This window comes from Streptomyces sp. NPDC007917 (assembly GCF_042959105.1).
GTDB lineage: Bacteria > Actinomycetota > Actinomycetes > Streptomycetales > Streptomycetaceae > Streptomyces.
Window position 1 is genome coordinate 391980 of record NZ_JBIBKK010000006.1, and the last position, 22820, is coordinate 414799.

Annotated in this window: 22 protein-coding genes; 8 read left to right on the forward strand and 14 right to left on the reverse strand. The window is 72.2% G+C overall.

The window, feature by feature from the left end:
* Window positions 1-16: 16 nt before the first annotated feature.
* Window positions 17-505 carry a hypothetical protein gene (locus ACFZDL_RS14640; protein WP_353589577.1) on the forward strand — a complete coding sequence of 163 codons (489 nt, stop codon included), beginning with the start codon at window positions 17-19 and terminating at the stop codon, window positions 503-505.
* 58 nt (window positions 506-563) lie between these two features.
* Here the strand turns inward: ACFZDL_RS14640 and ACFZDL_RS14645 are convergent, their stop codons facing one another.
* Window positions 564-1142, reverse strand: a complete 579-nt coding sequence (locus ACFZDL_RS14645; RefSeq protein ID WP_353589579.1) for a Clp protease N-terminal domain-containing protein — start codon at window positions 1140-1142, stop codon at window positions 564-566.
* A complete protein-coding gene (locus ACFZDL_RS14650; protein ID WP_353589580.1) occupies window positions 1142-1351 on the reverse strand; it encodes a helix-turn-helix domain-containing protein in 210 nt (69 codons plus the stop codon). The genes ACFZDL_RS14645 and ACFZDL_RS14650 overlap by 1 nt, the downstream gene beginning before the upstream one ends.
* 91 nt (window positions 1352-1442) lie before the next feature.
* On the opposite strand from ACFZDL_RS14650, the gene ACFZDL_RS14655 reads away from it, so the two are divergent.
* From ACFZDL_RS14655 to ACFZDL_RS14665, 3 genes are all read left to right on the forward strand, one after another.
* Window positions 1443-2102 carry a GNAT family protein gene (locus ACFZDL_RS14655; protein ID WP_353589582.1) on the forward strand — a complete coding sequence of 220 codons (660 nt, stop codon included), beginning with the start codon at window positions 1443-1445 and terminating at the stop codon, window positions 2100-2102.
* Between the two features lie 383 nt (window positions 2103-2485).
* A complete protein-coding gene (locus ACFZDL_RS14660; RefSeq protein ID WP_353589584.1) occupies window positions 2486-4114 on the forward strand; it encodes an IS200/IS605 family accessory protein TnpB-related protein in 1629 nt (542 codons plus the stop codon).
* A 26-nt stretch (window positions 4115-4140) separates the two neighbouring features.
* Window positions 4141-4833: a hypothetical protein gene (locus ACFZDL_RS14665; RefSeq protein ID WP_353589585.1), complete on the forward strand. Its 693-nt coding sequence runs from the start codon at window positions 4141-4143 to the stop codon at window positions 4831-4833.
* Here ACFZDL_RS14665 and ACFZDL_RS14670 read toward each other — a convergent pair.
* The gene (locus tag ACFZDL_RS14670) at window positions 4778-5272 is read right to left on the reverse strand and encodes a MarR family winged helix-turn-helix transcriptional regulator (RefSeq protein WP_353589587.1); all 495 of its coding nucleotides are present in this window, start codon (window positions 5270-5272) and stop codon (window positions 4778-4780) included. The genes ACFZDL_RS14665 and ACFZDL_RS14670 overlap by 56 nt on opposite strands.
* Window positions 5273-5342: 70 nt before the next feature.
* Here ACFZDL_RS14670 and ACFZDL_RS14675 point away from each other — a divergent pair, with 70 nt between their 5' ends.
* On the forward strand, window positions 5343-5915 hold the full coding sequence (locus ACFZDL_RS14675; RefSeq protein ID WP_353589589.1) for a carboxymuconolactone decarboxylase family protein: 573 nt from the start codon (window positions 5343-5345) through the stop codon (window positions 5913-5915).
* Between the two features lie 80 nt (window positions 5916-5995).
* Here the strand turns inward: ACFZDL_RS14675 and ACFZDL_RS14680 are convergent, their stop codons facing one another.
* The 5 genes from ACFZDL_RS14680 to leuA form a co-directional block, all read right to left on the reverse strand.
* Window positions 5996-6709, reverse strand: a complete 714-nt coding sequence (locus ACFZDL_RS14680; protein WP_353589591.1) for a response regulator transcription factor — start codon at window positions 6707-6709, stop codon at window positions 5996-5998.
* Window positions 6706-8142, reverse strand: coding sequence for a histidine kinase (locus tag ACFZDL_RS14685; RefSeq protein ID WP_391191163.1), 1437 nt, complete (start codon window positions 8140-8142; stop codon window positions 6706-6708). Before ACFZDL_RS14685 ends, ACFZDL_RS14680 begins: the two co-directional genes overlap by 4 nt.
* 112 nt (window positions 8143-8254) lie before the next feature.
* Window positions 8255-10486: an MMPL family transporter gene (locus ACFZDL_RS14690; protein WP_353589593.1), complete on the reverse strand. Its 2232-nt coding sequence runs from the start codon at window positions 10484-10486 to the stop codon at window positions 8255-8257.
* 154 nt (window positions 10487-10640) lie between these two features.
* Entirely contained in the window at window positions 10641-11339 is a 699-nt protein-coding gene (locus tag ACFZDL_RS14695; RefSeq protein WP_353589594.1) for a TerB family tellurite resistance protein, read from the reverse strand.
* Between the two features lie 285 nt (window positions 11340-11624).
* Complete coding sequence (gene leuA, locus ACFZDL_RS14700) at window positions 11625-13409, reverse strand: 2-isopropylmalate synthase (RefSeq protein ID WP_353589596.1); 1785 nt, start codon at window positions 13407-13409, stop codon at window positions 11625-11627.
* 333 nt (window positions 13410-13742) lie between these two features.
* Here leuA and ACFZDL_RS14705 point away from each other — a divergent pair, with 333 nt between their 5' ends.
* The 3 genes from ACFZDL_RS14705 (at window position 13743) to ACFZDL_RS14715 (ending at window position 16977) form a co-directional block, all read left to right on the forward strand.
* Entirely contained in the window at window positions 13743-14825 is a 1083-nt protein-coding gene (locus ACFZDL_RS14705) for a M4 family metallopeptidase (RefSeq protein ID WP_353589598.1), read from the forward strand.
* Window positions 14826-14852: 27 nt separating this feature from the next.
* On the forward strand, window positions 14853-15119 hold the full coding sequence (locus ACFZDL_RS14710; protein ID WP_353589599.1) for a protealysin inhibitor emfourin: 267 nt from the start codon (window positions 14853-14855) through the stop codon (window positions 15117-15119).
* Between the two features lie 115 nt (window positions 15120-15234).
* Entirely contained in the window at window positions 15235-16977 is a 1743-nt protein-coding gene (locus tag ACFZDL_RS14715; protein ID WP_353589601.1) for a cholesterol oxidase substrate-binding domain-containing protein, read from the forward strand.
* Between the two features lie 124 nt (window positions 16978-17101).
* Here the strand turns inward: ACFZDL_RS14715 and era are convergent, their stop codons facing one another.
* The 6 genes from era to ACFZDL_RS14745 form a co-directional block, all read right to left on the reverse strand.
* Window positions 17102-18067 (reverse strand): GTPase Era, encoded by a 966-nt coding sequence (era, locus tag ACFZDL_RS14720; RefSeq protein ID WP_353589603.1) that lies wholly within the window; start codon window positions 18065-18067, stop codon window positions 17102-17104.
* Window positions 18068-18151: 84 nt separating this feature from the next.
* Complete coding sequence (locus ACFZDL_RS14725) at window positions 18152-18514, reverse strand: cytidine deaminase (protein ID WP_353589772.1); 363 nt, start codon at window positions 18512-18514, stop codon at window positions 18152-18154.
* Window positions 18515-18608: 94 nt separating this feature from the next.
* Window positions 18609-19925 carry a hemolysin family protein gene (locus ACFZDL_RS14730; RefSeq protein ID WP_353589605.1) on the reverse strand — a complete coding sequence of 439 codons (1317 nt, stop codon included), beginning with the start codon at window positions 19923-19925 and terminating at the stop codon, window positions 18609-18611.
* Window positions 19922-20419 (reverse strand): rRNA maturation RNase YbeY, encoded by a 498-nt coding sequence (gene ybeY / locus ACFZDL_RS14735; protein ID WP_311722500.1) that lies wholly within the window; start codon window positions 20417-20419, stop codon window positions 19922-19924. Before ybeY ends, ACFZDL_RS14730 begins: the two co-directional genes overlap by 4 nt.
* Window positions 20420-20431: 12 nt before the next feature.
* Window positions 20432-21433 (reverse strand): PhoH family protein, encoded by a 1002-nt coding sequence (locus ACFZDL_RS14740; protein ID WP_353589607.1) that lies wholly within the window; start codon window positions 21431-21433, stop codon window positions 20432-20434.
* Between the two features lie 151 nt (window positions 21434-21584).
* On the reverse strand, window positions 21585-22709 hold the full coding sequence (locus ACFZDL_RS14745; RefSeq protein WP_353589609.1) for a PfkB family carbohydrate kinase: 1125 nt from the start codon (window positions 22707-22709) through the stop codon (window positions 21585-21587).
* Between the last annotated feature and the right edge of the window lie 111 nt (window positions 22710-22820).

Consider the following 22820-nt stretch of genomic DNA (forward strand, 5'->3'; position numbering starts at 1 on the left):
GGAAGGCACGAACGCGATGACGACAATCGCCGTGACCGGGCACATGGACCTCACCGACGAGTCGGTGCCGCTGGTGCGTGCCGAGTTGGACGAGCTCCTGGCCGCCTACGCGCCCTCCCGTCTCGTCGGCGTGTCGTGCATCGCGAAGGGCAGCGACAGCCTGTTCGCGGATGCGGTCCTGGCCGCGGGCGGGAGCCTGGTCGTGGTGATTCCGTCCCAGGATTACCGGCAGGCAAAGGTGAAGCCGGACCACACCGAGACCTTCGACCGGCTTGTGGAGGCTGCGGACGAGGTGCTGGTGATGCCGCATGAGACAGCGAACCGGCAAGCGTACGAAGCGGCGAACACCGTGCTGCTGAAGCGCGCCGACCGCCTGGTGGCCGTGTGGAACGGGCAGCCGCCAAGCGGCAAGGGCGGCGGCACCGCAGACGTGGTCCACGAAGCGCGCCAGGCAGGCGTCCCTGTGGATGTCGTGTGGCCGGGGGGTGCGTCCCGCCAGGCATGACGAAAGCCGTCGCTGCGAGTCAGGCCAACGCCGACCGGCCGACGTAGTTGGGCCGCCTCTACCCCGCCTCGGCCCGGCGGCTGGCGAGGGCCTGTTCGACCTGGACGTACGTGACTCCGTGGTCGGCGAGCACATGGGCGGCGACCCCCGGGCGGGCGGTCAGGGCCAGCAGCAGATGCTCATCGCCGATGTACTTGTCGCCGCGGCCCAGCGAGATCCGCAGGGACCGCTCCAGGACCGATTTGGCCTCCCGCGCGAAGGCGCGCCTGAGCGGGCGTCCACGCCGACGGGGGGTGTCCGCCGGCTCGGCGAGGGCGCCCGGGCCATGGACCCGCTCGACCCGCGCGACGACCTCCTCGACATCGATGCCGAGCCCGGCCAGGGCCTTCGCGTCCGCGGCCGAGATGCCGCCGCGGCGGCGCACCGCGGCCAGGTCGCGCTCGATCGCCGCGCGCCGACCGGCCGCGCCGAGAGCGGCGAGGACGTCGGCGGCGGGGGTGCCTGTACGGTCCAGGAGCGCGAGCAGCAGCTCCGCCTCGCCGACGGTGCCGCTGCCCGACCCGCTGCCTGTGCCGTCGGCGTACTTCACGGCGCCCTTGACGACCTGGCGCGCGCTGGTGGTGAACCTCTCGAACATCAACGCCTCCCGTGCTTCTTGTGGGCCGCCTGCCGACTGACGCCCAGTTCGGCGGCGATCTCCTGCCAGGACCAGCCTTTCGCGCGGGCGCTGCGCACCTGCACGGCCTCCAGTTGCTCCAACAGCCGGCGGAGCGCGGCGACGGCACGCAGCCCGACCCGGGGGTCCTGGTCGCCGGCCCGCTCGGCAAGGTTCGTTGCCTCGGTCATGGTGTCAATGTAGGTTGACGCGACGGAAGGCGTCAACCCCGGTTGACGAAATTGGTTCGACGGGCGAACCGGCATCCGGCAGCCTCTCGTCATGAAACTCCATTACTGGCCGCCCTACGGGTTGCGGCTCACCACCCCACGCCTGGAACTACGCCTCCCGGACCTGGAGCTCCTCGACGAGATGGCCGCCCTCGCGGTGGCGGGCGTACACGACCCCGCCGAGATGCCGTTCTCCTTCGCATGGACCGACAACCCCCCGGAGCAGGTGGGACGCAGCACCTTCCAGCATCTGCTGGGCACCATCGCGCAGTGGAGCCCGCAGAAGTGGAACATGAGCTTCGCGGTGCTGCACGAGGGCAAGGTGGTCGGCCGCCAGGACCTGTTCGCGACCGACTTCGCGGTGACCCGGCAGGCGGAGACGGGTTCTTGGCTGGGCCTGGCCCACCAAGGGCAGGGCATCGGCACGGAGATGCGGGCGGCGGTGGCACATCTGGCCTTCGAGGGCCTGGGGGCGCGCAGCGTGATCTCGGCCGCGATGCTGGAGAACCCGCGCTCGCTGGGCGTCTCGCGGCGGATCGGCTACCGCCCGGACGGGCTCGAGGTGCTGTCCGTACGCGGGCAGGCCCGCACCCTCCAGCGGCTGCGCCTGGAGCGCGCCGACTGGGAGGCGCGGCGGACCGTCCCGGTGGAGGTGGCGGGCCTCGAGCCGTGCCTGGAGCTGTTCGGGGTGGGCGCCCCGGACGGCGAGTGAGCGTGTGCGCCGGTGATCGGCCGGATGGAACGCTGGGATCGGGTCGGGCGGCGTGGAGCATACGGGGCGGCGTTGGCGCTGCTGCCGTATGTGCTGATCAAGGTGTCGTGGGTGATCGGCTCACTGGCAGGGCTGGCTCCGGTCGGAGGGGGTTTCAGCGCGGATACCGGGGTGGCTAGTGACGTTCTACACCTGAACGGGGTCGGGGTTGGGAGCTGCTGCCGGTTGACAGTACTTGGGCGCGTTTTGGTGTGCATGAGTGAGCATCGACGACCACGTGACGAACTTTGGAAGGGAATAGAGGTTTCCAAGTCGAATGCGTGTCCTTTGCGGGAGGTGCTCGTTGAGTGCAGTGGCGGGACCTCGCATAGGAGGTGGGGGAAGTGGGCGGGCTACGCGAGGTGGCGGCGCCGTTCGTGGTGCCAGGCCCGGCCGGGGTGGCGATCCGCGGCAGCCTCAAGGGCCTCACCGGGCAGGATGAGAAGGTCCTGTGCCTGGTCGGTGCCATGCTTGGCTCGCTGGCCTCGCGGGACCTGAAGGCCCGCTGCGCGGCGGGGCTGCATCACGACAGTGATCAGTGGGCGCAGCGCAAGCGGGCCGTGACGGGGGACTCCTCCTCGCGCTGGGCGGGCAGTATCACCAGGGTCACACATGATCAGTGGGCGCTGGCCCGGCGCGGTCAGCTCGCGCATATCCAGAACCTCCAGGCAGGCATCGGCATGATCGCTCGTCGGCTGTCGCTGCCGGTCGGGGCGAAGGGTTCCAAAGGGGCGCCGGGTGGTTACCGATCCCGGCAGGAGTGGTTCGCCAAGTCCCGGCGCCTGCACCTGCTCCAAGACCGGCTGGAGCGGGAACAGGCCGACCGTGAGGCCGGACGCGTGCGGGTGGTGCGCGGTGGAAGGAAGCTGCTGCGCAACCGGCACAACCTCCAGGCCGCCCGGCTGACCGAGGCACAGTGGCGGGAGCGGTGGGAGGCCGAGCGCTGGTTCCTCCAGGCCGATGGCGAGTCGGGGAAGCGGTACGGAAACGAGACGATCCGCGTCACCCCGGACGGTGAGGTGAGCCTGAGGCTTCCGGCGCCGCTGGCCGGGCTGGCGAACACCCCCCACGGCCGGTACGTCCTGGCCTGCCGGGTCCGCTTCCCGCACCGGGGCGAGCAGTGGGCCGACCGTATCGCGGCCAACCGTGCCGTTGCGTATCGCATCCACTTCGACGTGGGGCGTGGCCGCTGGTACTTGACGGCTTCCTGGCAGATCCCGCCGGTCAGGACGGTCCCACTGGAGGCGGCCCGCTCCGGCGGGCTGGTGGGTGTGGACATGAACTCCGACCATCTGGCCGCCTGGCGCCTGGACGCCCACGGCAACCCCCTCGGCGAGCCCCGCAGGTTCGACTACGACCTGTCCGGCAGCGCATCGCACCGGGACGCGCAGGTGCGGCATGCCCTCATCCGCCTCCTGCACTGGACCCAACGCCACCGCCTGGCCATCGCGATCGAGGACCTGGACTTCCAGGCGGAGAAGACCCGGGAGAAGCATGGGCGGCGCAAGCGCTTCCGCAAGCTGATCTCCGGCATGCCCGTGAGCAGGCTGCGTGGCAGACTGATCTCCATGGCCGCCGAGCTCGGCATCACCGTCGTGGCCGTCGATCCCGCTTACACCTCCCGCTGGGGCGCCCAGCACTGGCAAAAGCCCCTGACCACCAAGACCCGCACGACCACCCGCCACGACGCCGCCGCCGTGGCCATCGGACGGCGCGCCCTGGGATGCCCGATCAGGCGACGGACGACACCGCCCCCACAGCACCGGAGTGATGCTGTGGGGCATCGGACCGTCCAGGCCGCATCGGGCGTCCTGGGGCGTGAGGAAACCCGCCCCCGCATTCCCGGACCACGGACACGATCCGCCGGCGCCGGATGCGGAGCGAAAGCGGGGGACCAGTGTGCCCACAACCGTTCGGGGCACACGGCTGAGCACGAGTCCTGGCACCAGGACTCACTCCCGCTCAGTCCCTAGGAACGGTTCCTCGTGTCCGTGCTGGCGTGCTCAGCGCACTGCTGGACTCGGGGTCCGGCGATGCGGACGGGGACGACGACCCCGTCATGCCAGGCTGGGAGGCGGCCCTGGTCCAGTTCGGCTTTGTCGGGATAGGCCTGGGGCTTGCCGTCGCGCTCCCCGCCTACCTGCGGCGACGCTGGCCCGCGGCGTTCACCGGGCGCGTCGGGGACGGCAAAGGCGCCAGTACTGGTAGCGGTGCCGGTACGCCGCTGTGGTCGGCCGTCGTCGCGGCCGTGGTCGGCCTGGTCTGGCTGTACTGGGCGGCCGGCGGCACCCCGGGAATCGCACATCCGGCCGAGCGGACCCGCAGCGGCTACCTGCTGACCGGAATGGGCGCGTGGTGGGCGCTGGTCGGCGCCGCCGCCCTCTGGACGCTAGTCCGGGCGCGCCCCGCCCGGCTGCCCCGCCGGCTCCCGATGGCACTCGGCTGGCTCGGCTCGGGCTCGCTGTTCGCCTGGAGCGGCTGGAAACTTCCGGTCACCCTGTTCGTTTCGCTGGCCGACTCGTCAGAAGTCACGCAACCGGAGAACCTTGCCGTTGCCACGGTGCTGCACCTCGCCGCCGTCGTGGCGGGCGCCGACATGATGCGGAAGCTGGTGGCTCGCGCCGCCGGTGATGAGGTCAGGGGCCGAACCACCCTGCCACATCGAGACGGAAGCCGCTGGGCGGCACCATGACGCGCAGATCGTCCTCCAGGTCGCGCAGCCGCTCAGGGCCGAGCGCCGCTCCCCACTGGGCGCGCAACTCCTCGAAGACGGCCGCCGATTTGGCCAGCATGTCCACGCCGAGCGGGGTCAGCCGGATCACCTTGCGCCGGGCGTCCGCCGGATCGTCGGCCCGGACGGCGTAGCCCAGCGCTTCCAGGCGGTCGGCCGTCTTGCCCGCGGCCTGTTTGGAGACGCCGAGCCGTCGGCCGAGCTCGCTGGCGGTGGCCCCGTCGCGGCCGATGGCCTGCATGGCGAAGCCGTGGGCGGGGCGGGCGTCCGGGTGGCCCTGACGGGCCAGTTCGGCATGCAACTGGTCGATGAGGGACCGGAATCCGGCGAACAGCAGCAGAGGCAGCTCATAGCCCGGCCGGTCCTGGGCGGGCGGCATGCCCTGGGTGTCATCGGCCATTGCACAACTCGACAACCTGGTTTACCTTTTCGACAACCACGTTGTCCATCCTAGATCAAGGGGACCCGTCATGCCCACGCACCCGTCCACCCCGTTCGTCGATCACACCCTGGAGTCCGCCCCGGCCGCCTCGCGCGGACTCATGGAGGCCGCGGCCCGCCGGCTGGGCTACCTCCCGGCGCCCGTCGGGCGGCTGGCCGCCGCGCCCCAGCTGCTGGACGGCTTCCTGAAGCTCAGCGGGCTGTTCGAGACGACGACCCTGGACCCGCTGGCGCGCGAGGTGGTCATCCTCACCGTCGCGACCCGCAACGCCTGCCACGTCTGCGTCGCCATGCACACCGGCAAGCTCGCCGCGCTCGACGCGGACGCCGAACTCACCTCGGCCCTGCGGGAACGGCGGCCCCTGGCCGACGAACGGCTCGAGGCCGTGCGGGTCTTCACCATCGAGGTCCTGGACCGCGCGGGGGCGGTCGGCCCCGACGCCCTCGACGCCTTCCTGGCGCACGGCTACACCCCGCGCAACGCCCTCGAAGTGGTGCTGGGCATCGGCGCCTACACCATGTCGACCCTGGCCAACCGGCTGATCGACGCCCCGCTGGACGAACAGCTCGCGCCCTACGCCTGGCACGAGCACGCGGCCTGAGCCGCCGGTCCGGTCCGGCGGGCGTCAGGGTCCGCCGGACCGGGTCCGACGGTCAGGGCCCGACGGACCGGGCCCGACGGTCAGGGCGCCTCGGAGCGGGACGGGGTGACCAGGCCGCACTCATAGGCCGCGATGACCAGTTGGGCCCGGTCGCGGGCGTCCAGCTTGCCCATGATGCGGCTGACGTGGGTCTTGGCGGTCAGCGGCGACAGCCCGAGCGCTTCGGCGATCTCCGCGTTGTTCAGGCCGCGGGCGACGAGGGTGAGGACCTGACGCTCCCGCTCGGACAGGGCGCCGAGCCCTGCGGCGGCCAGGGCCGCGGGCGGCGGGGCGGCCGGGAGGCGCAGCATGCGGGCGATGAGGCGGGCGGTCGGGCCGGGGGACAGCAGGGACTCTCCGGCCGCCACGGTCCGTATCCCGTCCAGCAGATCGGCGGGCCGGGTGTCCTTCACCAGAAACCCGGAGGCGCCCGCGCGCAGCGCCTCGACGATGTGGTCATCGGTGTCGTACGTGGTCAGGACGAGGATCCGGACCCCGGCGAGATCGTCGTCGGCGGCGATGCGGCGGGTCGCCTCGATGCCGTCGAGATCGGGCATGCGGATGTCCATGACGACCAGGTCGGCGCGCGCGGTGCGGGCCAGTTCGACCGCCTCCCGGCCCGTGCCCGCCTGTCCGACGACCTCCATACCGGGAGCCGACTCGATCAGCATGGCGAAGGCCGCGCGTACCAGCGTCTGGTCGTCGGCGAGCAGCACCCTGATGGGGGCGCTCGGGGTCGGCTTCGTCGCACTCATGCGGTTCCCTCTGTTCGTGATGTGGGGAGCGAGGGCGGGGGCGGCGCCGCGTGCTCCCGCCCGGACCTGCCGTACGGGAGGACGGCCGTCACGGCGAAGCCGGGGCCGTCCTGGCGCGGCCCGGCGGTCAGGGTTCCCGCCACGCTGCGGGCGCGTTCGCGCATGCCGACGAGGCCGTAGCCCCGCGGGCGGTCGGGGTCCTCGGCCGCGGACGGAGGAGGACCGCCGGCTGAGAAACCCGGCGGACCCGGCAGACCGGACGGACCGTCGTCCACGGCCGCGACGCGCAGGCCGGCGACCGCCTCCCGCGCCACGCTGAGCCGCACCAGCGTGCCGGGCGCATGGCGGACCGCGTTCGTCAGGGCCTCCTGCACGATGCGGTACGTGGCCGCGCCCACGGCCGGGGACAGGTCCGCCTCGTCCACGTCGACGGTCAGCCGCACCCGTACGCCCGCCGCCTCCGCCGCTGCCGCCAGGTCGGCGAGACCGGCGAGCCCCGGCGGCGGCCCCGTACCGACTCCGTCGGCCCCGTCCGCCTCCCCGGCCTCGCCGCCCTCCCCCGCCCTCAGCACCTGCAAGGTCGCCCGCAGTTCGGCGCGCGCGTCGCGGCAGGTGTCGGAGATGGAGTCGAGCGCCTTGGCCAACGTCCCGCGGTCGAGCCGGTCGGGGTCGGCGATCAGGACATGGGCGGCGACCGAGGTCTGGACGCCGATCAGCGTGATGCTGTGCGCCAGCAGGTCGTGCAGATCGCGGGCGATCCGCAGCCGCTCCTCCGCGACGCGCCGGGCGGCCTCCTCCTCGCGGGTCCGCTCGGCGCGCTCGGCCCGTTCGACGATCGCCGCGATGTACGCGCGGTGGATCCGTACGGCCTCGCCAACCAACACGACCGACAGCACCCAGCCGGAGCTGCGCAGCATGTCCACCGCGCCATGGGGTCTGCCGCCCCACGACATGATCGTCACCATGAGCCCGATCACGAAGGTGACGGTGAGCAGGGAGCGCAGCGGCGGGCCGAGGACGGCGAGGGTGTAGAGGGCGGTGAGCCCGGCCGGGACGACGGCGGCGTGCTGGTAGTTCAGCGCGTGGTACGGGCCGACCATGAGGACGACCGCCACGGTGACGCGCATCGGGCTGTGCCGGCGCCCGATCAGCGCCAGCGCGCTGCCGACCAGCAGCGCCCACCCGATCGCGTCGAGCCCTCGGTTGCCGTCCACGTGCACGAACAGCGCCAGCGCGCACTGCACGGCCAGCACGACCGCCGCGACCGCGGCGTCGACCCGCCGCCGGGACGCGGCCTCGGCGGGGGTCTCGGCCGCGGCGCGGCGGCGGTGGAGGGCGCGCGGCAAGCGCGCCGCCGGCGGTCGGCGTCCCGGGCCTGGCGGCGTGCCGGGCTCCGTCCGCCGCTCGGGCTCGGTGCGGGTCAGTGGGGGCACGGGTCCATCCTGACGGGTCGCCCCGGGCGAGTCCCGGCCCGAGCCGGGCAAACCGGCTCGGGCCAGGGACTGTATCGACATGCGGCTCCGCCGCGCGGCGCCGCTCATCCCCTCATCTCCGGGCTGCGGGCGCTGCCCGCCTCGGGGCAACGGCCCCTGGGGCGGCCGAGCCGCGGAACAGCGCCCCCGGCCACCACACCCGGCGCCCCAGCAGCAGACTCGCCGACGTCACCAGGTACGTCCGGACCAGGAAGGTGTCCAGCAGCACCCCGACCGCGACGACGAACCCCATCTCCGCCAGCATCACCAGCGGCAGCGACCCCAGCACCGCGAAGGTCGCCGCCAGCACCAGGCCCGCCGAGGCGATCACGCCGCCCGTGGTGCGCAGGGCGGTGAGCGCGGCCTTGGGGACGTCCGCGCCGCGCAGGGACTCCTCCCGCATGCGGTGCATCAGGAAGATGCCGTAGTCGACGCCGAGGGCGACCAGGAAGACGAAGGAGAGCAGCGGCAGTCCGGGGTCGATGCCCGCGAAGCCGAAGACCGGTTCGAAGAAGAGGCCGCCGAGGCCCATCGCCGCGCCCCAGACGGCGACCACGGCGACGACCAGGACGAGCGGCGCGACCAGGCTGCGCAGCAGCACGGCGAGGATCACCAGGACGGCGAGGAGGACGAGCGGGACGACGAGCGCCCGGTCGTGGGCGTTGGTGTCCTCCAGGTCGAGTTCCTGGGCGCTGACCCCGCCCACGTGGGCGTCGGCGCCCTGGACCCGGTGGAGCCCGTCGCGCAGGGCGTGGATGGTGTGCCGCTCCCCCGCGGACTGCGGGGGCGCCTTGGCGTAGACGTCGATCTCGGTCCAGCCGCCGCCGCTGCGGCCGCGCTCGGCCCGCGCGACGCCCTCCGTACGGCCCGCGCGGTCGAGCACGTCATCGGCGCGCTCGCTGCGCGCGAGGACGCTGATCGGCTGGCTGCTGCTCCCGGGGTAGGCGTCGGCGAGGGTCCGCATGGCGACGACGGACTCGGGCCGCTCGGTGAAGGTGTCCTCCTGCTTGAGGTCGCCGGGCAGGTTGAGGATGCCGAGCGCCAGGGCGCCCAGCAGCGCGCCTCCGGCAAGCAGGACGGTCCCGGGCCGGCGGCCCGCCGAGGCGCCCATGGCGGCGAACAGACCGCGCCGGGCGCGGGGTGCGCTGCCGTACGCGGGGATCAGCGGCCAGAACACCCGGCGGCCGAGCAGCACCAGCACCGCGGGCAGCAGCGTCAGCATGGCGGCGAGCGCGCACACCACGCCCACCGCGCCGACGGGCCCCAGGCCGCTGCTGCTGTTGAGGTCGGCGGCGAGCAGGCACAGCAGCCCGGCCGCGACGGTGCCGCAGGAGGCGAGGACGGCGGGGCCGCAGCCGCGCAGGGCGGCGCGCATCGCGTCGTACGGGAGCCGGTGGTGGCGCAGTTCCTCGCGGTAGCGGGAGACCAGCAGCAGGGCGTAGTCGGTGCCCGCGCCGAACACGAGGACGGTCATGATCGATGAGCTCATGCTGGTGACGACGAGGTCGAACCCCTGGACCAGGCCGTAGACGACGGCCATCGAGGCCGCCGCGGCCGCGCCGACGACGGCCAAGGGCATCAGCCACAGCAGCGGGCTGCGGTAGGTGAGGATCAGCAGCAGGGCGACGACGCCGACGGTGGCGAACATCAGGGTGCCGTCCGTAGAGGCGAAGACCTCCTGCGAGTCGGCGCTCAGCGCGCCCCCGCCGCCCACCCGGGCGCTCAGGCCCTTGGGATGGCCGGCCAGCTCGGCGCGTACGTCCTTGACAGCGTCGGCGCGCTCCGCCTCGTCCGTCAGCCCGGTGAGCGCCATGGGGTACATCACGGTGGTGCCGTCCCGGGACGGGATGGCACACGGCGGCCTGCCCTGGACGGTCTCATGGCTGCCCGCGACCCGGGCGACCTGCGCGTCGGCCGCCTCGCGGTCGGCGGCGGTCAGCCCGCCGTCCCGCTGGTAGACGAGGACGAGGTCGGTGGTGTCGCCGCCGGGAAGCGCCGACTGGAGCTTCGCGACCTGGGTGGAGTCGGCGCTCGCCGGCAGATAGTCGACCGCCGTGTCGCGTTTGGCGTCGCCCAGCTTGCCCGCGAAGGGCACGGCGGCCAGGAGCACCAGGACCCATACGGCGATGACCGTCCACGGCAGGGCGCGGCGGCGCCCCGTGGCGCGGGCCGCCCCTTCGGGCTCCCCCGGCCCCCCTGGTCCCCCCGGCCCCCCTGGCTTTCCCGGCTCTCCCGGTTCGCCGAGTTCTCGGGGTTCTCGGGGTTCTTGTGGCGCGGCGCCGTGCGCCTGTCGCGTGGTCTGCATGCCCTCCAGGCTCCCGGCGCCCGGCGGCCGAATCGTCGCACCGGCGAGGGAGATGACGGCTACTGCGGCGGGCGCGGAGCGGACCCGCTTACTCCCCGGGGAGTAACGCCCCGGGGCGCTGCGGAGGACCGGCCAGGCTCGGAGGGGCGCGGGCTCAGAACGGCGCGCGGATCGCGGCCATCAGCCGGGCCGTGTCGTCGGGGCAGATCATCAGCGCCCGGCCCACGGTCTCCAGCACGGCGCGCTCCGCCGGCCTGTAGGGGCCGTCGGCCACCGCGATCCGGGCGCCCTGCAGCAGGATCGACTCCCGCCCCGTCGGCGCCAGGTGCGGCGCCAGCGGCTCCAGGGCCTCGTGGAGCTCGATGGCCAGCGCGGTGCCGCACGGGTCGAGGCCGTCCCGCCCGGTGTCCCGCCCGCCCGGTCCGGCGGCGCCCGCGGCAGCGGCGGTCGCCGCGTCGTACGCGGCGGCGCCGGGCAGCCGCCCGGTATCGGCGGCCAGCGCCTCGATGAGCTCCAGCAGCTGCTCCTCACCGCACTCGGTGAACCCCGCGGCCCGCACCGCGCCGACCGCGGCCTGCCGCACCGCGGGCGAGTCGGTGCCGCCGGCGGCGAGCACCGCGAGGGCCACGGTGTGCACGGCGTCGCGCAGCATCGCGGAGAAGCGGGTGGTGGTGGGGTGGTCCAGCACCTCGGTGCCGAAGCGGCCGTCGCAGGCGGCGCACTCGACGACGGGGGCGACCGGCCCGCGCGGCAGGACCGGGAGGCCGAGGACGACGATACGGCGGCGGCCGGTGCGGCGGCGATAGTTCCGGTCGCCTCCGCAGTCGGGGCAGAAGAACTCGCCGTCGCCCACGGTCCGCCACAGAGTGCGAACGCCTATCACACACAGATCCCGGTCGCGTCGGGCTTGCGCGTGCACCACGTCACACCTCCATAACGCTTCGGCCACGTTGCCGCGCTGACGTGATGCTAGCCACATCCATGATGCGGCGTCAGTACCCCGAACGGAGACAACAGGCCAAAGACGGAGCCCCGCCCGCTGTGACATCCGGGTGCACGGCGGGCGGGGCCCGTGTGGGTGAAGGCGTTTCGTGGTGCCTTACGCGGTTGACGCGGCCCCGGCGGCGGGGCCGGAGGCTCAGCGGCCGGCGCGGTTGACCGCGGAGACGACGGCCTTCAGGGAGGCCCGCACGATGTTGGCGTCGACGCCGACGCCCCACAGCACCTTGCCGTCGATCGCGCACTCGATGTACGCGGCGGCCTGTGCGCCCGCGCCCTCGCTGAGGGTGTGCTCGGAGTAGTCCAGCAGCCGAACGTCCACGTCAATGGCGGCCAGCGCGTCGAAGAACGCCGCCAGCGGGCCGTTGCCGGAGCCGGTCAGCACGGTCTCGGCGCCGTCCACGACCGCCTCGACGGTGAGCGCGTCGGTGCCCTCGCTCGTCGTCGAGGTCTGCGCGGTGCGCAGCGAGATCCGGCCCCACTGGTTGTCGTCGGTGGGCAGGTACTCGTCCTGGAAGACCGACCAGATCTGGGCCGGGGTGACCTCGCCGCCCTCGGCGTCGGTCTTGGCCTGAATAATCTTCGAGAACTCGATCTGCATCCGGCGCGGCAGGTCCAGCTTGTGGTCGTTCTTCAGGACATAGGCGATGCCGCCCTTGCCGGACTGCGAGTTGACGCGGATGACCGCCTCGTACGAGCGGCCGACGTCCTTGGGGTCGATCGGCAGGTACGGGACCGCCCACTCGATCTCGTCGACCGTCTTGCCCTGCTCGGCCGCGCTCGCCTCCATCGCCTCGAACCCCTTCTTGATGGCGTCCTGGTGGGAGCCGGAGAAGGCGGTGTAGACCAGATCGCCCGCGTACGGGTGGCGCGGGTGGATCTCCATCTGGTTGCAGTACTCGGCGGTACGGCGGATCTCGTCGATCTGCGAGAAGTCGATCTGCGGGTCGATGCCCTGGGAGAAGAGGTTCATGCCCAGCGTCACCAGGTCGACGTTGCCGGTGCGCTCACCCTGCCCGAACAGACACCCCTCGATGCGGTCCGCACCCGCCATGATCGCCAGCTCGGCGGCGGCGACGGCGGTGCCGCGGTCGTTGTGCGGGTGGACGGACAGGCAGACGTGCTCGCGCCGGGACAGGTGGCGCGACATCCACTCGAAGCGGTCCGCGTGCGTGGAGGGGGTGGAGCGCTCGACGGTGGCGGGCAGGTTGAGGATGATCTCGCGGCCCTCCTCGGGCTGCCAGACGTCCATGACGCCCTCGCAGACCTCCAGCGCGAAGTCCAGCTCGGTGTCGGTGAAGATCTCGGGGCTGTACTGGTAGCCGAAGACCGTCTCGTCGCCCAGGATCTTGTCGGCGTACTCCATCACCAGCCGGGTGCCGTCCACCGCGATCTGCCTGACCTGCTCGCGCGAGCCCCGGAAGACCACCCGGCGGAAGACGGGGGCGGTGGCGTTGTAGAGGTGGACGGTCGCCTTGTGGGCCCCGCGCAGGGACTCCACGGTGCGCTCGATCAGCTCCTCGCGGGCCTGGGTGAGGACGGAGATCGTCACGTCCTCGGGGATCGCGCCCTCTTCGATGATCGACCGTACGAAGTCAAAGTCGGTCTGCCCGGACGAGGGGAAGCCGACCTCGATCTCCTTGTAGCCCATCCGCACCAGCAGGTCGAACATCTCGCGCTTGCGGGCCGGGGACATCGGGTCGATCAGGGCCTGGTTGCCGTCGCGCAGGTCCGTGGACAGCCAGCGGGGGGCGGCGGTGATGCGGTTGTTCGGCCAGGTGCGGTCGGGGATGTCCACGGCCTCGTACTGGCCGTACTTGTGGATCGGCATCCCGGACGGGCGCTGGGTGACGGTCGCGGCGGTGATCGGCGTACGACGGCCGACGGGGCTCTGGGCGCTCGCGGAATGATCAGACGTGCTCATGATGCGTGGGGCTCCTCGTATGTCCGCTGGGCGGCCGACGGGGCGTATGCACCGCAACACCGAACTCCGCGGGGAGGGGGTCGGCCTACGACTACAGGCCCTCGCCGCGGCAGCTAAGAAGAAGCAGCCCGAAACGCATGATGCGAAGAAGCCTAACCGAGACCTCGGGGGCCGGCCGACCCGTATCACTATCCGGGATGACGAATGCGTCACTCTCATGGCTCACTCGAACCCGTCACGCTCACCCGGCACGCTTGACCATCAATCACTCGATTTCAGGAATCGCGATGTCAAGGCGTGACAACTGATGCACAGACTGCGACATTGCCTCGCATGGACGCCAACGCGAACAACCGCCCCGTTTTCTGCACCATTGTTCCGCCGCACGTGCTCGACAAACTGGCCCGCGCCGAGGACCCCGCGCTCGCCGAGCCGGCCCGCCGCACCCTGGAGCGCGACGCGCTGGAGCGCACCCGCCGCCGTATCACCACCGTCCGCGGCCTCGCCGCCCCCACCGGGGCCCCCTCCGACAAGCCCAAGCGCACCATCTTCGACGCCGGGCACAAGGAGCACCTGCCGGGCAAGAAGGCACGCGCCGAGGGCGGTCAGGCCACCGGTGACGAGACGGTGAACCGCGCGTACGACGGCCTCGGCGCCACCTTCGAGATGTACCTCAAGGCGTACGGCAGGCGCTCCATCGACGACTCCGGGCTGCCGCTGAACGCCACCGTCCACTACGGCCAGGAGTACGGCAACGCCTTCTGGAACGGCGATCAGATGGTCTTCGGCGACGGCGACGGCGAGATTTTCAAGGACTTCACCATCCCGGTCGACGTGACGGCCCACGAGCTCACCCACGGCGTCACCCAGTACACGGCCAACCTGGAGTACTTCGGCCAGTCCGGCGCGCTCAACGAGTCCCTGTCGGATGTCTTCGGCTCGCTCACCAAGCAGTACCAGCTCGGCCAGACGGCCGACGAGGCCGACTGGCTGATCGGCGCCGGGCTGCTCGCGGACCGGGCCACCGGCGTCGCGCTGCGCTCGATGAAGGCCCCCGGCACGGCGTACGACGACGACGTCCTCGGCAAGGACCCGCAGCCGGCGACGATGGAGCACTATGTGCGCACCTCGCGGGACAACGGCGGTGTGCACATCAACTCCGGCATCCCCAACCACGCCTTCTACCTCGTCGCCAAGGCCCTCGGCGGCCACGCCTGGGAGCGGGCCGGGCAGATCTGGTACGACACCCTGACCGGCGGGGAGCTGGCCGCCGACGCGGACTTCGCCGACTTCGCGCAGGCGACGGTGACAGCCGCGCAGTCGCGGTACGGAGAGGGAGAGGAGCGGCAGGCGGTGCTGGACGCCTGGGCCAAGGTGGGCATCTCCGACCTGCGGGCGCGGGCGGGAGCGCGCTGACCGCCCGTACCGGGTACTGATGGACGCATGCGCATTTCCGTCACCCGCACCGGCGGGTTCGCCGGTATCGAGCGCCGGGCCGAGCTGGACACCTCCGGCCGGCCCGACGCCAAGCACCTGCAGGCCCTGGCCCACCAGGCCGTCGAGACCGGGCACATCACGCCCTCGCGCGGCGTCCCGGACGGCTTCCACTACGAGATCACGGTGGACGGCCGGACCGTCCACGCCGCCGACCCGCACCTGAGCGACGCCCAGCGGGAGCTGGTGCGTACGGTGCTCAAGGAGGGCGCATAGCCCCGCTCCCTCGCATGGGCTCACCCGTAGGGAGTCACCCGTATGGGCTCACTCGTACGGGTGATTTCCATGGTCGATTGGTTTGATTTTTCGCCATCGGTGAAGCGGCATGCGCATGTTTAGTCTTCCGAAGTTACTGTCCCGTCGCGGCGCGCTGAAAGCCGCGGCCGCCGCCGGATCGCTGGCCGTCCCGCTCGGCGGCCTGCCCACCGCCGCGGCGGCCGGGGCCGAGCCGCCCGAGCTGCCCGCCGGGCTCACCGCCCACCGCTCCCCGTATCTGAACTGGTCCGGCGAGATCGGCCACCACGGGCTGTGGGCCTGCGCCCCGCGCACCGCCGAGGACGTGGTGGCGCTGGCGAACTGGGCGCACACGGCGGGCTGGCGGCTGCGCCCGCGCGGCAAGTCGCACAACTGGTCCCCGCTGACCATCACCCCCACCACCGCGGACGACGCGAAGGTGCTGCTGCTGGACACCACCGAGCACCTGACCGCGATACGCCTGGAGAACCCTGCCCCGCACGGCGTCGTCCGGGCCCAGACCGGGGCGACCGTCGAGGAGCTGCTGGAGTTCCTCGGCGGCCACGGCCTCGGCGTGACCAACACCCCGGCCCCCGGGGAGCTGACGCTCGGCGGGGTGCTCGCCATCGACGGGCACGGCACCAGCGTCCCGGCCGACGGCGAGACACCGCTCCCCGGCCACACCTACGGCACCCTCAGCAATCTGATCCTGCGGCTCACCGCCGTGGTCTGGGACGCGGACCAGGGCGCGTACGTCCTGCGAACCTTCGACCGCGCCACCGACCAGGACGCCGACGCTCTCCTGACCCACCTCGGCCGCGCCTTCGTCACCGAGGTCGTGCTCCAGACGGGGCCCGACACCCCGCTGCGCTGCCAGAGCCGGATCGACCTCACCGTGGACGAGCTGTTCGCCGCGCCGGGCAGCCCACTGGCCCGCCGGGGGCGCACCTTCGCCGACTTCATGGCCGAATCGGGCCGGGTGGAGGCGATCTGGTTCGCGTACACGGACAAGCCGTGGCTGAAGGTGTGGAGCGTCAGCCCGCGGCGCCCGGCCGCGTCCCGCCCCACCACCGGCCCGTACAACTACCCCTTCTCCGACTCGCTGCCCACGGCGGTCTCCCGGCTCGCCGGGCGCCTCGTCGGCGAGGGCGCCTGGTATCTGGCCCCCGAGCTGGGCGCCGCGCAGTACACGGTCGCCGCGACCGGGCTCACCGCCACCGCCTCGGCCGACCTGTGGGGCCCCTCCCGGGACCTGCTGATGTATCTGCGGCCGACCACCTTGCGCGAGACGGCGAACGGCTACGCCATCGTGACCGCGCGCTCCCAGGTGCAGCGGGTGGTCTCGGAGTTCGCCGGCTTCTACCGGGAACGGCTCGAGGCCTGGGCCCGCGAGGGCCGGTACCCGGTCAACGGACAGGTGGAGATCCGGGTCAGCGGCCTCGACCAGCCGCGCGACGTACGCGCCGAGGGCGCCCGGCCGCCGCTGCTGTCCGTACTGCGGCCGCGCGAGGACCGGCCCGAGTGGGACGTGGCGGTGTGGGTGGACGTCCTCACCCAGCCGACGACACCGGGCGCGATGGAGTTCTACCGCGAGCTGGAGCGCTTCTGCCTGCGGACCTTCGACGGCGGACACGCGGAGGTACGGGTCGAGTGGTCCAAGGGCTGGGGCTACACCGACACGGCCGCCTGGGACGCGGAGGAGATCATCTCCGGCACCGTGCCGGAGACGTACCGGGCAGGACCGGACCCCTCCTGGGACCGGGCGGTGCGCGCCCTGGACCGGCTGGACCCGCACCGCGTCTTCGGCAACCCGTTCCTGGATAAGTTGCTGAAGCTTTAGAACCCCAGCTTCCGCAGCTGCTTCGGGTCCCCTCTCCTCTGCCGCCCTCGCACCGCTCGGCCCCAGGGGGCCTCCCGGGCTTCGGACGGCTGCGCCGGCCTCCGACCGGCGGTGACCGGTACGGTCAGAACCCCAGCTTCCGCAGCTGCCTCGGGTCCCGCTGCCAGTCCTTCGCGACCTTCACATGAAGGTCCAGGAAGACCGGCGTACCCAGCAGCGCCTCGATGTGCTTGCGGGACTTCGTCCCGACCTCCTTCAGGCGCTTGCCCTTGGGGCCGATGATGATGCCCTTCTGGCTGGGGCGCTCGATGTAGAGGTTGGCGTGGATGTCGAGGAGCGGCCGGTCGGCGGGGCGGTCCTCGCGGGGCAGCATCTCCTCGACCACCACGGCGATGGAGTGCGGCAGCTCGTCCCGTACGCCCTCCAGGGCCGCCTCGCGGATCAGCTCGGCGACCATGACCTGCTCGGGCTCGTCGGTGAGGTCGCCCTCGGGGTAGAGCGCCGGGCCCTCCGGGAGCAGCGGCGCGAGCAGGTCCGCGAGCAGACCGACCTGGGCGCCGCCGGTCGCGGAGACCGGGACGATCTCGGCCCACTCGATGCCCAGCTCCTTGCCGAGCCGGTCGACGGCGATCAGCTGCTCGGCGAGGAGCTGGGAGTCGACCAGGTCGGTCTTGGTGACGATGGCGATCTTGGGGGTCTTCTTGATCCCGGCGAGCTCGCCCGCGATGTAGCGGTCGCCGGGGCCGATCTTCTGGTCGGCGGGCAGACAGAAGCCGATGACGTCGACCTCGGCCCAGGTGGTCCGTACGACGTCGTTCAGGCGCTCGCCGAGCAGGGTGCGCGGCTTGTGCAGGCCCGGGGTGTCGACCAGCACCAGCTGGGCGTCGGGGCGGTGCACGATGCCGCGGACGGTGTGGCGGGTGGTCTGCGGGCGGTTGGAGGTGATCGCGACCTTCGTCCCCACCAGTGCGTTGGTCAGGGTCGACTTGCCCGCGTTGGGGCGGCCCACGAAGCAGGCGAAGCCCGCGCGGTGCGCGGTCGACCGCGGCTCGGGCTGGGAGGGGGACGTAGCGGCACTCATGGCGCCCATTGTCCCCGATGCCCCGGCCCTCGCCGACCGCACTGCCCGGGCGGCCGCACTGCGCGGGCGGTCCGGTCCGCGCCTGCGGGCCGTTCAGGCCTGGAGCGTGGTGCGCAGCCCGCCGTCGGGGCCCGCCAGCAGCACCGGGGTGCCCTCCCCGCCCAGGTCCCGTACGGCCGCGCGGTCCTCCTCCGGCAGGGTCTCGGCCTCGGTCACGACGGCCGCCGCCTCCAGGGACTTCGCGCCGCTGGCCACCGCCATGGCGACGGCGGTCCGCAGCGCGCTCAGCGGGAGCGAGGGGAGGTCGACGGTGCCGGCGACATAGGTACGGCCCGTCTCGTCGCGTACGGCGGCGCCCTCGGGCACGCCGTTGCGGGCTCGCGCGGAGCGGGCGAGGGTGATGATCTTGCGGTCTTCGGGGTCCAGGGGTGCGGCTTCGCTCATGCGGACGAGCATAGGCGGGGCGGGCACCGGCCTGGACCTGTGGTGAGTTCGGGACGGCGGCACGCCGTGGCCTCGGCGCTGTCGCCGTCCCGAACTCACCGCGACGTCACTGGTCCTCGGGTTCGGTCTCCGCCGTCGCGCGGACCGGCTCGACCAGGACCGTGACGATACGGTTGCGCCGCCCGGCCGGGGACTCGGCGGTCAGCCGAAGGGCCTTGAGGTCGGAGTCCGGGCCGCCGTCCTCGACCGCGACCTCCGCCGTGGCGCCCGCGATCGGCACCCGCCCCAGCGACTTGGCCAGCAGCCCGCCGACCGTCTCGACGTCCTCGTCGTCCAGGTCCGTCCCGTACAGCTCGCCGAGGTCGTCCAGGCCGAGCCGGGCGGTGACCCGGTGGGTGCCGTCGCCCAGGTCCTGGATCGGCGGCAGCTCACGGTCGTACTCGTCGGTGATCTCGCCGACGATCTCCTCGAGGATGTCCTCGATGGTGACGATCCCCGCCGTGCCGCCGTACTCGTCGACGACGACCGCGACGTGGTTGCGCTCCTGCTGCATCTCGCGCAGCAGATCGCCCGCGTTCTTGGTGTCGGGCACGAAGGCGGCGGGCCGCATGGCGGTGGAGACCAGCTCGGACTCGGCCTCTCGGTTGATGTGCGTCTTGCGGGCCAGGTCCTTGAGGTAGACGATGCCGACGATGTCGTCCTCGTTCTCGCCGGTGACCGGGATCCGGGAGAAGCCGGAGCGCAGCGCGAGGGTCAGGGCCTGTCGGATGGTCTTGAAGCGCTCGATGGCGACGAGGTCGGTGCGCGGCACCATCACCTCGCGCACCAGTGTGTCGCCGAGCTCGAAGACGGAGTGCACCATGCGCCGCTCCTCGTCCTCGATCAGCGACTCCTTCTCCGCGAGGTCCACCAGGGCGCGCAGCTCGGCCTCGGAGGCGAAGGGGCCCTTGCGGAAGCCCTTGCCAGGAGTCAGCGCGTTACCGATGAGGATCAGCAGCGGCGGGATGGGGCCCATGACGCGGGCCAGGGGCAGCAGGACATACGCGGCGGCGGTCGCGGTGTTCAGCGGGTGCTGGGCGCCGATGGTGCGCGGCGAGACGCCGACGGCCACGTACGAGACGAGGACCATCACGCCGATCGCGAGGGTCAGCGCCTTCCATGTCTCGTCGAACTCGCGCAGACACGCGTAGGTGACGACCGCGCCGGCCGCCATCTCGCAGGCGACCCGCACCAGCAGCGCGACGTTCAGATAGCGGGTGGGGTCCTCGGCGACCTGCATCAGCTTCGCGCTGCCGCGCCGCCCGGCCCGCACGGCCTCCTCGGCGCGGAAGCGGGTGGTACGGGCCAGGCCGGCCTCGGCGCAGGCCGCGAGCCAGGCGACCACCACCAGCAGGACGGCGGCTGTGATCAGTCGGCCGGTCATCGGGTCGTGGGGGCCGGAGAGGGGCCGGTCATACCGCGCTCGGCGCGCCAGCCGTCGACGATGGCCGCCTGGAGGCCGAACATCTCGGCCCGCTCGTCCGGCTCCTCGTGGTCGTAGCCGAGGAGGTGGAGGACGCCGTGGACGGTCAGGAGCTGCAGCTCCTCGTCCATGGAGTGTCCGGTCGGCGCCTCCTCGCCCTGCTTCTTGGCCACCTCGGGGCAGAGCACGATGTCCCCGAGGAGGCCCTGCGGGGGCTCCTCGTCGTCCTTGGCGGGCGGGCGCAGCTCGTCCATGGGGAAGGACATGACATCGGTGGGCCCCGGCAGGTCCATCCACTGGATGTGGAGCTGCTCCATGGCGTCGGCGTCGACGACGATCACCGAGAGCTCGGAGAGCGGGTGGATACGCATCCGGGCCAAGGCGTAGCGGGCGACATCCAGCACCGCCCGCTCGTCGATCTCCGTGCCGGATTCGTTGTTGACGTCGATCGCCATGAGAGTGTTGTTTTACTTTCCGTTCCGGCTGTCGTACAGCTCGTACGCGTCCACAATGCGGCCGACCAGCTTGTGGCGGACCACGTCGGTGCTGGTGAGCCGGGAGAAGTGCACATCCTCGACACCCTCCAGGATCTCCTGCACCTGGCGCAGACCGCTCTTGGTCCCGCCCGGGAGGTCGACCTGGGTGATGTCACCCGTGATCACTATCTTGGAGTCGAAGCCGAGCCTGGTGAGGAACATCTTCATCTGCTCGGGGTTCGTGTTCTGGGCCTCGTCGAGGATGATGAACGCGTCATTGAGCGTGCGGCCGCGCATGTACGCCAGCGGCGCGACCTCGATCGTGCCCGCGGCCATCAGACGCGGGATGGAGTCGGGGTCGAGCATGTCGTGCAGCGCGTCGTACAGCGGACGCAGATACGGGTCGATCTTCTCGTAGAGCGTGCCGGGCAGGAAGCCGAGCCGCTCGCCCGCCTCGACCGCCGGCCGGGTCAGGATGATCCGGGTGACCTGCTTGGACTGCAGGGCCTGGACCGCCTTGGCCATGGCCAGATACGTCTTGCCGGTGCCGGCCGGGCCGATGCCGAAGACGACGGTGTGCTTGTCGATGGCGTCGACGTAACGCTTCTGGTTGAGGGTCTTGGGGCGGATGGTGCGGCCGCGGTTGGAGAGGATGTTCTGGGTGAGCACCTCGGCCGGGGTCTCCACCGCGCTCTCGCCGTCCTCCGCCGCGCGCAGCATGGCGATCGAGCGCTCCACCGCGTCCTCTGTCATCGGTTGACCGGTGCGGAGCACCAGCATCATCTCGTCGAACAGGCGCTGGATGAGGGCCACTTCCCGCGGATCACCGGTCGCGCTGACTTCATTGCCCCGCACGTGGATGTCGGTCGCCGGAAAGGCCTTCTCAATGACGCGCAGCAGCGAATCGCCCGATCCCAGCACCATGACCATCGGGTGCTTGTTCGGAACCGTGAACTGCGCATGCGCCTGGCGTGCTGTGGTTGGTTGCGTCATGGGCCGGCTCTGAGGCCTGCTCCTACCTCCTCTTACGGGGTTCTCGTTGCTCGACAACCTCGAGTACAAGGGTACGACGGAGCACTGACAAGACCCGAGTGCTTTTAGTCCACAGCGGACCCTCCCCCGTCACCCCTGCCTCACCCCCGCTTCACGCCTGCCGGAAGCCGATCGTCGGCACCGCCCGGCGCAGCGGCCAGGGGCGGGCGGCCGCCGGGAGGATCCGGTCCAGGAAGGCGTAACGGCGCAGCGCGGAGGGGTCCTGGTCGTCGTACGACTTCGCGTGCTGCCACCAGGCGGCGATCTCCACCCAGCCGGGCGCCGACAGCGAGCCGCCGAACTCCTGCACGGACAGCGCGGCGCTCAGGCCCGCGAAGGCCAGCCGGTCGGCGAGCGGCCACTGGGCGAGGGTGCCGGTGACGAAGCCCGCCACGAACACATCGCCCGCGCCGGTCGGGTCCAGGGCCTCCACGGCGATCGCCGGCACCTCGGCGGTCTCTCCGGTGCGCCCGTCCACCGCGTACGCCCCCTCGGCGCCGAGGGTGACGACCGCGAGCGGCACCTTGTCGGCGAGCGCGCGGGCGGCGGCGCGCGGGCACTCGGTGCGGGTGTACCGCATCGCCTCGGCCGCGTTGGGCAGGAAGGCCTCGCAGTGCTCGAGATCGGCGAGGTCGGCCGGGTCCCAGCGGCCGGTGTCATCCCAGCCGACGTCCGCGAAGACCATGCTGCCGTGGCCGACGGCCTGGGTGACCCACTCCTCGCGGTTCCCCGGGACCAGGGAGGCGATGGCGGCGCGCGCCGGGGGCGGGCAGCTGGGGGCGGGCTCCTCGGGCGGCGGCGCCTCGTGGCCGTGGGAGACCATCGTGCGCTCGCCCTCGTAGGCCATGGACACGGTCACCGGGGAGTGCCAGCCGCGCACCGTACGGGACAGCGACAGGTCGATGCCCTCGCCGCGGTCCAGGGCGTCGCGGCAGTAGTCCCCGTACATGTCGTCCCCGAAGGCGGCGGCGAGGGAGGTGCGCAGGCCGAGGCGGGCCAGGGCCGTGGCCATGTTGGCCACCCCGCCGGGGCTGGAGCCCATACCGCGGGCCCAGGACTCGGTGCCGCGCACGGGGGCGGAGTCCAGGCCGGTGAAGATGATGTCCAGGAAGACCGTGCCGGTGAGATAGACGTCACAGGCCGGGTCACCGGGTCTGCGGACGGCCGCGAGCGGGTCGAGCAGGGGGTACTCCGCCGGGTACGCCGCCGCGAGCGGCTGGCCGTGGTCTGTGGTCACCGTGCGCTCCCAGATTGGACCGGCCTCGTCGCCGGTCCCGTTCAATGAATCTCGTTCAGCGAAATGTCGTGGATCAGTGCGGCTGCGGCCAGTGTGCACGATGGCACCGAC